The organism is Paramesorhizobium endophyticum (assembly GCF_014640615.1).
In the GTDB taxonomy this organism is placed as follows: domain Bacteria; phylum Pseudomonadota; class Alphaproteobacteria; order Rhizobiales; family Rhizobiaceae; genus Paramesorhizobium; species Paramesorhizobium endophyticum.
Genome location: NZ_BMHH01000055.1, coordinates 1 through 6,563 on the forward strand (window position 1 = coordinate 1; position 6,563 = coordinate 6,563).

8 protein-coding genes are annotated in these 6,563 nt (G+C 53.2%); 4 read left to right on the top strand and 4 right to left on the bottom strand.

All coding sequences use genetic code 11. The features are described 5' to 3' along the window. Positions 1 to 371 precede the first annotated feature (371 nt). The 3 genes from IEX53_RS23380 to IEX53_RS23390 form a co-directional block, all read right to left on the bottom strand. The gene (locus IEX53_RS23380) at positions 372 to 863 is read right to left on the bottom strand and encodes a hypothetical protein (protein WP_188826572.1); all 492 of its coding nucleotides are present in this window, start codon (positions 861 to 863) and stop codon (positions 372 to 374) included. A 58-nt stretch (positions 864 to 921) separates the two neighbouring features. Then, the gene (locus IEX53_RS23385) at positions 922 to 1,527 is read right to left on the bottom strand and encodes a hypothetical protein (protein ID WP_188826573.1); all 606 of its coding nucleotides are present in this window, start codon (positions 1,525 to 1,527) and stop codon (positions 922 to 924) included. Positions 1,528 to 1,615: 88 nt separating this feature from the next. Continuing rightward, positions 1,616 to 2,524, bottom strand: coding sequence for a sialidase family protein (locus tag IEX53_RS23390; RefSeq protein WP_188826574.1), 909 nt, complete (start codon positions 2,522 to 2,524; stop codon positions 1,616 to 1,618). A 460-nt stretch (positions 2,525 to 2,984) separates the two neighbouring features. On the opposite strand from IEX53_RS23390, the gene IEX53_RS23395 reads away from it, so the two are divergent. From IEX53_RS23395 to IEX53_RS23715, 4 genes are all read left to right on the top strand, one after another. Continuing rightward, positions 2,985 to 4,040 carry a hypothetical protein gene (locus tag IEX53_RS23395; RefSeq protein ID WP_188826575.1) on the top strand — a complete coding sequence of 352 codons (1,056 nt, stop codon included), beginning with the start codon at positions 2,985 to 2,987 and terminating at the stop codon, positions 4,038 to 4,040. Between the two features lie 125 nt (positions 4,041 to 4,165). Next, a complete protein-coding gene (locus IEX53_RS23400; protein WP_188826576.1) occupies positions 4,166 to 5,245 on the top strand; it encodes a hypothetical protein in 1,080 nt (359 codons plus the stop codon). A gap of 78 nt (positions 5,246 to 5,323) precedes the next feature. After that, on the top strand, positions 5,324 to 5,734 hold the full coding sequence (locus IEX53_RS23405) for a hypothetical protein (protein WP_188826577.1): 411 nt from the start codon (positions 5,324 to 5,326) through the stop codon (positions 5,732 to 5,734). Positions 5,735 to 6,090: 356 nt separating this feature from the next. After that, positions 6,091 to 6,264, top strand: coding sequence for a hypothetical protein (locus IEX53_RS23715; protein WP_210311705.1), 174 nt, complete (start codon positions 6,091 to 6,093; stop codon positions 6,262 to 6,264). Here IEX53_RS23715 and IEX53_RS24440 read toward each other — a convergent pair. Beyond that, a complete protein-coding gene (locus IEX53_RS24440; protein WP_373288717.1) occupies positions 6,203 to 6,397 on the bottom strand; it encodes a transposase in 195 nt (64 codons plus the stop codon). The genes IEX53_RS23715 and IEX53_RS24440 overlap by 62 nt on opposite strands. Between the last annotated feature and the right edge of the window lie 166 nt (positions 6,398 to 6,563).

Here is a 6,563-nt window from a genome sequence, read left to right on the forward strand (position 1 = left end):
CAAAGCGGTGGGAAGAGAGAAATTAAACAAAACTATCAACGTGATGGGAATAGTTCACGGGCGACGACGTAGCGTCAGGCAGCAAAGCATTTCAACATATCGCGCGACAGCGTCGCGAAGATGGTGTCGTATTCGACGCCACCCGGCTATCAGCGGCGATCACCGATCCGGCGACCGAAGCTGGATGCGTTCGTTTCGACGATCGAGCATTGGTGGTCGGGTAAAACGCACAGCGCGGGCGAACCGTCCGCTGGCGTCACAAGTGGCTTATCCGATGGAGGCGAAGCCCATGTGATACCGTCTTTACTTGTTGCTACCAATAGATCGCCGTTTTCCCTATGACCATATACACACCATAATTCGTCATTAAACTAAGCCAATGATGGCGCAACTAAAGTTTGGTGCCCCTCCATTGGATTTTGATTCCAGTCTGTGCCGTTGGTGCTTCCCATGTAATACAAATTGTACAACTCGCTTGCCGAAACGGCAAATGCTCCCCACATTTTATCTGCAAGCGCGATTACGGACAACGGTGTTGCGGTATGCCCCCACAACTCCGAGCACCCATCCCACTTTTCACCATTGCTGGACGCGGTATACCACATATTGTTATCATCATTGTACATGCTCACGTAGTAACACCAGAGCCGTTGGTTGAACACTGCCAGCGCCGGGCTGCAAGGCGGATCGGAAAGGGTCGAGTTGCCGGCGAGCAGGTAATTGCCTTGCCACGTTTTTCCATCAAAGTAGTTCGCCCACAAATTTGAAATGGTGTCTTCGGTCACGCACCACAATTGCTTCTGGAACCCGGCCAAGGCCGGGCCAGCCGGACTGGAGACGGACGTGATCTGCTGGGCCGGCATCCACCCCTGGTGTCACGGGATTCGGGAAAGGTGGCGGACCAGTAGATTGGGTATGCCATTAAATTCTTCTCATTAAACAGTAACTTAAAAGAGCCGCGAAAACACGTGCAGGCCCCGGCCGGCGAAAAGCAACTCCGATAGTGGAGTAAATGCCTTCCAGCGACCCAGGCCCGGGCATAGGAGGTTGCCCAGAGAATATACCCCACAACTTTCCTGTATATTGATCAGTTGAGGCGCCATGAACCGTGCCATCATATGCAACCACCCCCAAGCCGTTGCGGAGGGCAGTGCCAAGACCATTCGCTTTGTTGGCGGGTGTCCAGATTTCGCCGTCGGTGCTCGAGGTATAGTAAGCCGAATCGTTCATATCCGCATACATGCAATACAGCGTTTCATCGAATACGGTCAGCGCCGCTCTGTAATTGGTCTGGTTATTCTGGGCGTTGCCGTTCATCGGGTGAGGTCCCTGCCACGCACCAAGATTGTAGCAGTGCGCCATTAGGTTCGAATTGCCGTCATTGTGCACACACCACAATTGTTTGTTGAATTCGACCAAAGCCGGGTCGGCGCCGGTGGTGGCCGAGGGAACCGGCAAGGGTGGCATCCACCCCCTCGTGTCGATGGAACCGGGAAAGGCGGCAGACCAGTAGATTGGATATTCCATTGTTTTTCCTCATATTAATAAAGCCATGTAATGAAAATTCGATGCTGATTGGGCGGTCGACAATACAGACCTCTTCGAGATTGCAGGATTACGAGCTGGGGGCGCAGTAGGCGAGATAAATAATCCCGTCTATCACGGCCAGGCCCACGCCGGTTCCTGCCGCGCGGGAAATTCCCTTTATCTGGGCGCTGGTCCAGGCGCTGGGGTCGCCGGAGGTATTATATGCATAATATAGTTCAGAGCCGCCGGAACTATCACCATAAACGCAGAGCAATGCGTCCTGATCGGGCAAATAGACTAGAGCCGGCGCGGCGTCAGTACCCAGGCCAGCAATAGGACCGCCCGGCGTAGTCCAGGTTCCGCCGTCCTTGCTTGTTGCGACATACAGTCCGTGGTCAGCATTGCCCCGATATACACACCATAGGAGACCTTTGAACACCGCCAGCGCCGGACTCATGCTCGTGCTGTTGCCGCCCATTCTGTTGGGAGGAGTTTGCCAGTTATTGGCACTACTCAAGGCCCACAAGGGGCCACCGGAAGCCACCGTACCCCGATAAACATACCATAATTGTGGGCCGCCGAACACGGCCAGCGCGGGCCCGTCACTCGTTAGATTGTTCGGGATGTTCGTGGGTGGATCGCTCCATATCTGGCCATCGTCGGATGAGATGATATACAGTCCATTGTTGTTGCCTTGATATGCACACCAAAGCTGGTTCTGGTTCTGGTTCTGAAGCGTCGCCAAGGCTGGCCTGGAATTGGTAAAGTTTTTATCGATTTTATATTCCCCCTGCCAATCAGTGCCTTTTAAAACTGTGGACCACAGGAACTTATGGTTGTTACCGTCATTGTGTACGCACCACAACTGTTTGTTGAATTCAATCAAAGCCGGCCCTGCGGTACTGCTCGAGCCAGAGACAAACTGCTTGGGAGGCATCCATCCTCTCGTCTGAAAGCTATCAGCGAAGGCGGCAGTCCAGTGGATTGGGTAACTCATCGAAATTCTCCATATAAAACAATTGTTTCGATAACTTAGATATATGCAACTACTTGGGTCGACCAAGCGCGGGCACTCCAGTCTGGCTACGCCATGGTTGAATTTGTCCAAATTCACAACAACTATAGCGTGCCAAACAAAATCCGTCTATAGAATATTCTTCTCAGGTCAAACCAAATTTATCGCGATAATTTTTACGTGCGTTCATGGATATCAGATATCAAACATCCGATTCACGTAGCCTTAAGCAATCGCAAAAAAAGTTGTAGCGGAATCATTTTTCTCTGCTAAGTTGCATACTAAGGCGCTCATTCGCGCCTATCGGCAGATTAGGAATTTCTAATAGCCATAGAATTGTTTTCGTACGGAAACGGATTTGAGCAGCGAAAGATAACGGCATCACGGCAACACTTTCCGCCCCTACATGTTGAAGCAACACGAACACAGGAATGCGAATAATATGAGCAAGGCACCTGATATAAAAAAAGCAGGCGTAGGCGATACGAATTTATATGTGGATCTGACCTTTACCCCCGGTGCTCTCGCCGACGGCACATATGACAATATTGCCACTGCGAAGCTTACACAAGGCCAGGGCAATGATGCGCAGCTGGTTTCCGGCTACTACATCCAGTTCAAAATCAATGGCGGGTTTGCAAAACTCAAGGACGCGGAGAAAGACGGGACCGTTACAGTCCAGACAGCGGTTAACGGCCGCGCAACCGCGCCTTTCATGGACACCGTCGGCGAAACCCAAACAATGACGGCCACGGTGGTGAAGAACGCCAGCGGTGATCCCTATCCACCCGGCACCTACGACACGGCCTCGTTCACCTTCACCGCCCCTCCACGCAAGGTCATCCTTTATCCGTCGTTCGATGGCGCCTCCAGCGATAACTCGGCTTCGAATTGTGTTCTGGCGGCGGTCGTGCGCAAATCCGATGACACAGTCGACGGCTATTCCGGTCCCGTGGTTTTTACCGTGGATTCGCCCGCGCAGTTCGTTGATTATGATTCCGGCAATCCTCAACAGAAGACGGTAACCGCGACCAATGGGTTTGCGGAAGCATCCTTCCAAGACAATTCAGGCAATAAGGATTCGGTGAATATGACGGCGATGCTAGGCGACAGCTCGGCTGCGACTGGAGACCCGCTGGCGTTTAACTTTTATAATGATCCATGGGATACCAATGGGCAACTTTTGTTCAAAGCGAACCCATATGACGACAACAATACGGGATCTATCATCGCTCAATATTCTTTTAATTCCACGAAACCCCCGCAATCATCTACCTTATACCTATGTCTCGAAGCTAAAAGCTCTGCTAAATTTGTAAATACGACCGGTTATGTGAACGACAAGGTTTTCCAAGTCAATAACCCAGTTTCTTCATCGAATTATAGTTCCGTTAGCATCCAGGACGCAATAAAAGAGTTGAACGTGACGCTGAACGTGACCGTTCAAGGACAAGCTCCATCGACGAGCACAATACTCAATTTCGGCCAGTCCTCTTAAAACTGACAAGCCTCCGGTGCCTGCCGGAGGCTGACTGCCCGCTTACAAACGGGCATCGGGGCGACTATAGAGAGCCGCGCCGGCGTTTAGTCGTCAACATACAATCACGAAAAGGATTTCCATTCATGAGCAGGACGCTTCAAATCAAGACAGCCGGAGCGGTCGATACGGATGGCATGACTGTGAAGCTTACTTTCAGCGCCCCTCCTCCACGGATTCCGCCTCCGCCCGCCGACGGGAGCATTGATTATATCGCCACAGCGCACCTCACCGGAAACGATGGCGATCTTGTCGGCTATTGGGTGAAATTCCACATCGAAGGCGGCGACGCATTCTTCTATGAGCCTGATTATGATGACGAGACCAGCCAAACCGCCACGCGGTTGACCGGAAACGGTGGCATCGCCACCGCGAACTTCGGAAACATCGTTGGTGAAACGCAAAATATGACGGCGACGGTGGTGAAAGATCCCAATGACGTGATCATTGACAACGGCGCCTCCGATACCGAACAATTCACATTCGCACCGGTTCAACAGACGGTCATGGTTTTCCCTGCGCTCGATTGCGCAGCAACCGACGGCTCCACCCGAAACAAAATATTAGCAGCCGTATTAGGCGGCGAAAACCAGGAGGTCGATCCCACCTATTCCGGCCCGATTGTTTTTACGATTGCTAGCCCCGCCCAATTCGACAACGCCGATAACGGCAACCCGCAACAAAAGACAGTTAACGCGACGCAGGGGTTTGCGGAAGCAACTTTTACCAACGCCTCAGGCAAAGCGGAGACGATAATCACGCGTGCGGCTCTGCCGGACGGCACAGCATCCAGCCGCCCGCTCGTCTTTCACTTTTACCCAGACACGATGTGGCTTGACGGCGAGGTGCTGTGGGCGAAGAACCCCTATGACGACACGGACAGCAAGGGTGAGATCGCGGCACAATACCAGTTCAACATCGTTGAAGCACCAAGCCCGGCACCAACGCTATACCTTTGCCTGGAAGCGTCGAGTTCCGCCTACTTCTTTACGAACACCCAAGGCTATGTTAACGCTAAAGTCATTCAAATCGACAACCCAGTTACCGGACAGGCTTCCAGTGTGAGCATTTTAAATGATTCTCCAGAACAGGGAATAATGCTAACCGCAAGCGTTCCAGCTATAAGCCCGCCGGCAAGCACAACACTGAATTTCGGTCAATCGTAAACCAGCTTCACCGGGCGTGAAGCCGCCGAACCGGACTGATCCGATATCTGCCCATCCCGTTGCGAGAGGTCTGCAAACATGAGCCAGAAGCATCACAGGAAAGCTGTCGCAACCCCGGGCACGTCGACAGACCCGGACGATATGATCGTGCGCCTCTCCTTCTCTCCAACTAGCCCCTCCCCTCCAGCCGACGGCACATATAACAACACCGCCACAGCGGAACTCACAACGACCGATTTCCAGTTTCTTCCTAACTATTGGATCGAATTTCATGTGGAAGACGGCGACGCGACCTTCAAGGATCCAGATTTGAGCGATGAGACCGGTCAAACCGCGACACGCCAAGTAGAATCCGACGGCTTGGCCTCCGTGCTTTTCGCCGACACGAAAGCCGAAACGCAAAATATGAAGGCCACGGTAGTGAAGACACCGGGCGGTGCGCTTATCGCTAACGGTGCCAATGATACGAAGCCCTTCTCATTTACCTGAGATCACCACACCGCCCGCGGGGCATCGGCGGGGCTGATCGTGTCCCGGGATGTTCTCTAATCGCGGTTGTCAAGCTGGTTGCAGTGGGCAACGCAGGTCAGGCTCATGGTTCTCTTCGAGGTCGGCACTTTGACCGCCTCATCATGGCGTGGGAAAGGCTCAGTCGACCAATGTGGTGTTCGCGGTTATCTGGACGAACCAGCACTCGCATTCCGGGGATCGGTCTTGACTGCGCCATCGTCCTGACCGGACGATCTCGCTGGTCTCAGCTAACTAGGGGATAGTGTAGTAAATCATGCGAGCTCACTCGGCTCTTGCGATGACCAACGGAACGGCTCGCCGGAGACCCACATGGCATGAAGGATGACGGCGAGTTTTCGAGCCACGGCAACTTTGGCTTTGCGATAGCCGCTGCGCCGCGCGATGCGCAATCCCAGCTCTTCAAAGCGGAGAACTGCGGGATCCTTGTCAGGAGCGCGTTGGCAGCCTCGTATAGACTGGCGTCGAAGAAAGTCGTCGGCGCGCTTTGAGACCCCGGCCGGATCTCATAGTCTCACCAGAGGCGTAGATGCGAGGTGTCAGCCCAAGATAGGCTCCGGCGCTGGATGATCGTTTGAATCGTGTCGGGTCATCAATGGTTGCGGCGAAGCCGAGCGCAGTGATTACACCGACACCAGGGACCCGACATCAGCCGTCTGACGACATTGTTCTGCCGCGCTATAGAGTCTGTCAGATTTATACTGAAGCATAGCCAGCATGCCTTAGTGTCCGTCCGGCGACTTCGTGAATCGGGAGAATCGGTTAGCGAATTTGGTATTGTACGGTCTGA